This is a genomic window from Amycolatopsis deserti, from assembly GCF_014653945.1.
In the GTDB taxonomy this organism is placed as follows: domain Bacteria; phylum Actinomycetota; class Actinomycetes; order Mycobacteriales; family Pseudonocardiaceae; genus Amycolatopsis_E; species Amycolatopsis_E deserti.
This window is the reverse complement of sequence record NZ_BNAU01000020.1, coordinates 1-4312: the sequence shown is the minus strand read 5'-3', so window position 1 is coordinate 4312 and position 4312 is coordinate 1. Positions and strand designations below refer to the sequence as shown.

General features: G+C 69.6%; 3 protein-coding genes. All 3 read right to left on the bottom strand.

Annotated elements, in window-relative coordinates:
- The coding region (locus IE290_RS37540) for a hypothetical protein (protein ID WP_191249511.1) at positions 1-2124 on the bottom strand (2124 nt) is incomplete at its 3' end.
- A complete protein-coding gene (locus IE290_RS37535) occupies positions 2121-3998 on the bottom strand; it encodes a phage tail tape measure protein (protein ID WP_191249510.1) in 1878 nt (625 codons plus the stop codon). The genes IE290_RS37540 and IE290_RS37535, both read right to left, overlap by 4 nt.
- Positions 3998-4312, bottom strand: a 315-nt coding sequence (locus IE290_RS37530; protein ID WP_191249509.1) for an HK97 gp10 family phage protein, incomplete at its 5' end; no start/stop codon positions are given. The genes IE290_RS37530 and IE290_RS37535, both read right to left, overlap by 1 nt.

Here is a 4312-nt window from a genome sequence, read left to right as displayed (position 1 = left end):
CGCCGTCGAGTTGCGGCCGGTCGTCTTCACCGCGCGCGCCGAGGAACCCCCCGTGCGGGTGGCAGTCACGTCGTTGGTTAGCACCTGGTCGTCATCGGTGGGCAGCGGCAGCGTCTCCAGCTGGTTTGCGGCCGCGTCGAGCACCGCCCGCGGTCGCTGGCCCTGCATCGACGGGTGCGTTCGGTAGAACAGGTGCGACGCCGCCCGGCTGGCGAACAGCAAGCCCTGCGTCGCTCGCGCCGCCTCTTCAAGGAGGTCGACGAGCGTCTTGGTGCTCTGCGCGCCGACCCTGGGCGACCACTCGGGTGCCTCGGTGCTCCGGTAGGTGGAGATCTGGACGCCGTTTTCATCGCGGGCAAGCCGAAGCAGCCGGTTGCTGTTGAACTCGTTACGCCAGGCGTTGAGCGGCGCGCCGAGCGCGAAGAGCGACTGGAAGGCGTTCTGCACGTGCAGGTGTCCAAAGGCGACATTCTGCGCTGTCGCGTCGGGCGTGAGATAGACGTCGGTGATCGCGCCGAGGGTGCGGCCCGCCACAGTGCCGGAGATGGCGCCGCCCGCGGAGGCGCCGGGCGACACCGTGACGATCGCCCAGCTGATATCTCCCCCCGACTGCTGCAGCTCCACCGAGAGCATGCACGGTCGGTCGTCCATGCTGAACGAGACGATCCCGGAATCACCGACGTAGGCCACCGTGGTGGCGTCGAACCACGTCAGCATGAGCCCGCCGCCGGCGTGGTAGGTCAGGCGCCACCGGCCGATCGTGCCCAGCGTGTGAATCGTCGCCAGGGCCGTGCCGTCCGCGAGCCCGGAGGCCGGGCAATGCACGAGGAACCGCGTCACCTCCACGCCGACCGGATGCGGCGGCACGCTGGCCTGCAGGGTGCCGTTCTTCGGCACTGGGATCTTGTCCGAGCCCTCGAACGCGCCGTTCGACGCGAACGTGACGGCGCCCTGCGTGACCACCATCGGTGGTGTGTTCGCGGTGACGGCCGCTGCGCCGCTCGCCGCGGAGCCGTCCTCCATCGGCCAGTAGGCCACCAGGTTCGCCAGGGACGGGATCGCGCGCCGCAGCGCGGACTGGACCGGGGACGCGCCGGTCTGCAGGCGCCGCAGCATGTCGGCGGCTTCGACCTCGACCCATCGATTCTTCCCGGACTTGTCCTGTTTCTGCTGCAGGGACGACACCTCGCCGTAGAAGCGCGGCGCGGTCACTTCGATGTTGTCGTAGGTGAACGTCACGGGGGCGTTGGTGTTCCCTGCACCGATGCCGGACCGCACACCCACGCTGCCGGTGCCGTAGTTGGCGTTGGTGCGGCAGTACCACAACCAGTCGAACGGCTCGTCCTGGTTGGACTGCCAGATCTTCGCCCGGGTCGTCGAGTTCTCCACGACGGCTCGCACGGTGAACGACAGGGCCGCCGAGTGCGTGAGCCCGGTCGAGGTGGTGCCGATGAACGAACCGTCCGTGGCCGCGGACAGCTCGGTTTCGATTCCGCCCACCACGGAGACGAACTTGAGCGTGATGGCCTCGTCAGTGCCGATCTCGACGCGCACCAGGTTGTAGTTGTTCTGGTCGGTGTAGCGCAGCAGGATGTTGGCCGGCTGGATCACCCCACCGGAGACGAGGCTGAACGGCAGCGAGCACGTCACCTGAACGCTCACGTCCCGCTGGGTGAAGCCGATCAGGTAGGACTGGGCGTAGGCCGAGGCGTTCGGCACGCGGTGGGTGGCCGCGCCGGAGCCGACGGCGAAGTCGGCGGCGGCCGGGCCGCCGAATCCGACGATGGCCCACGGCCAGCCGGCGTCCGAGGTGCCCCAGCCGTTGGAGACCGTGCGGCCGAAGGTGTCCCAGGCGCGTCGCAGCGCGACCCGCACCGGGGTGCCCTTGCCGAGCACGCCGAAGTATGGCGAGGTCGGCCACCGCGGGTCATAGGTGCCTGCGCCGGCCGAGGCTTCCGCGCCGTTGCGCAGTTTGAACTTGCACGTCGTCGGCGTGGTGAGCTTGGTGCCCTCGTTCTGCCTGCCGCGCTGGACCGTGATGCCCGGGTCCTGCGCGACGTCGCCGGTGATGTCGGTCCAGCGGCCCAGGTACATCTCGACGGTGGGCTGCTCGATGCGGCTCATCCGCCCAGCACCTCCTGGACGTTGCCGCCCTGCCCGCGGATGGCCTCGGACAGCACCTCGATCAGCACAGCGGCGATCGGCGAGCCATCGCCCCTGATCACGATCGCGCCCGCCCCGCCCGAGGCATTCGCGGGGACGACGGTCTCCCCGGCCTGCAGGATCGCGAGCATCTCCGAACCGGGGGTGCCGGGCACGACACCACCGGTGTGGAACTTCGGGATCTTCGGCGCGGAGAACGAGTTGCCGCCGATCACCGGCACCCAGGACGGGATGGTGATCGAGATCCGGCCGACCGTGTTGTTCCAGATGTCGGCCACGAAGTTGAACGCGGCCTTGAAGGCGTTCTTGATCCCGTCGCCGATGCCGGAGAACACGGCACCGATCCGGCCCGGCAGCGAGCCGAACCAGTCGAACACGCCGCCCGCGGTGCTGCGCACCCAGTTGAAGGCATCAACGAAGCGATCACGGATCCAGCCTGCGATGTTGCCGACGAGGTTCCTCACCCACTCGAACCGGTCACCGATCCAGGAAATCACCGTCGTGGCGACGGCCTTGACCTGGTCGAAGTGGGTGATCAGCAGCACGATCGCCGCGATGAGCGCGACCACGCCGAGCACGATCCACGTGATCGGGTTCGCGAGCAGCGCCGTGGTGAAGGACCACACGGCCGGCACGACGGTGGTGAGCAGGGTCATCCCGAAGCCCTGGAACGCGAGCGCGATCATGCCGATGCTCGACAGCATCGTGAGCGCGGGCTGGCCGAAGGCCATCACCCCGGCCGCCAGCTCGCCGAGGGGGCCGTTGGTGGTGACCAGCGAGTTTGTCCAGTCCTGGAACCCGCGCTGCAGCGCGGTGATCTTGTTCTGCGCGGTGTCGGACAGGGTCTCGTTGACCGTGGCCGCGGCGCCGTCGACGTTGCCCAGCGCGGCCACCGCGGTCGAGGGGTCCAGGGCGTAGAGCGCGGCGCCGAGGTCCTCGGCTTGGGTGCCGAACAGCGCCACCGCGGCTTGCGACTGCAGCACCGGGTCCTTGATGTCGCGCAGCCGGTCCAGGACCACGTCCAGCCCAGCCGAGGCTGTCTGCCCGCCCTGCGCGATCTGGGCGGCCATCTGGTCGGCGTTGAGCCCCAGCATCTTGAACCCGTCGGCGGTGGTCTTGGTGCCGTCGACGGCGCGGATGGAGAACTCCTTCAGCGCGTCCGCGACCACGTCCGCGTCCCGGGCGCCGGCCTGCAGCCCCTGCGACATCAGCCCGGTGGCCGTGGTGGCGTCGAGCCCGAGCTTGCGGAACTGCGTCGAGTACTCGTTGAGCGTGTCGAGGAAGTCGCCGCCCTTGTCGACGCCCTGCTGGAACCCGCGGGTGATCACGTCCAGCGCGGCCTCGGCGCTCGGCGCGAGGCCGGTGCGCATCAGCTGCGCGACGGCGTTCATCGACGACTGCACGTCGACCCCGAACGCCTCCGACAGCGACATGGCGTTGGCGGTGATGGCCTGGATCTGGTCGTTCGAGGCGTCTTCCATCAGCGCCCCGGACTGCAGCACCGTCTTCACGGCGTCGTTGACCGTGGCGAGGCTGTCGCCGTAGGCGTCGGCGTAGAGGTTCCCGGCGATCTCGCCGGCGGCCGCGGCCAACTCGCTGCCCGCGCCCAGCTGCGCTTCGAGCTTCGCGTTCGCCGCGCCCATGTCGAGGTTCTGCTGGAACGCGTCCACCAGCCCTGTCGCTGCGATGCCACCGGCGAGCGCGAGCCCGGCACTCTTCGCGCTGAACTCCTTGACCATGCGGTCGCCGGAATCGCCGACGTCCTTCATGGTCTTGTCCAGCTGCGAGGCGTCGCCGGCGAAGACGAGCTTGACGGTGGGACCGAGCCCGGCCATCACTCCACCCCGATTCCGGCGTCCTCGATCACGCGGCGCAGCGCGGTGTCGAGGGTGTCAGCGACCTTGGTCTTCTGGTCGGCGTAGGACTTCCACAGGTAGCGGCCGGTCTTCATGAACGGCCGGCGCACGCTCTTGCTCGGCCCGACGCGGCCGCCGAAGTCCAGCCAGGGGTAGTAGGGGAACTTCGATCCGCCGCCCTGCACCCGCGCCGCGGTGCGGGTCGAGGCGGCCTTGATCGAGGAGGCGGCGTGGCCGCCCTTGCCCGGCCCGACCGGGACCTTCGGGCGGGCGTCGTTGACGACGAGCTGCGC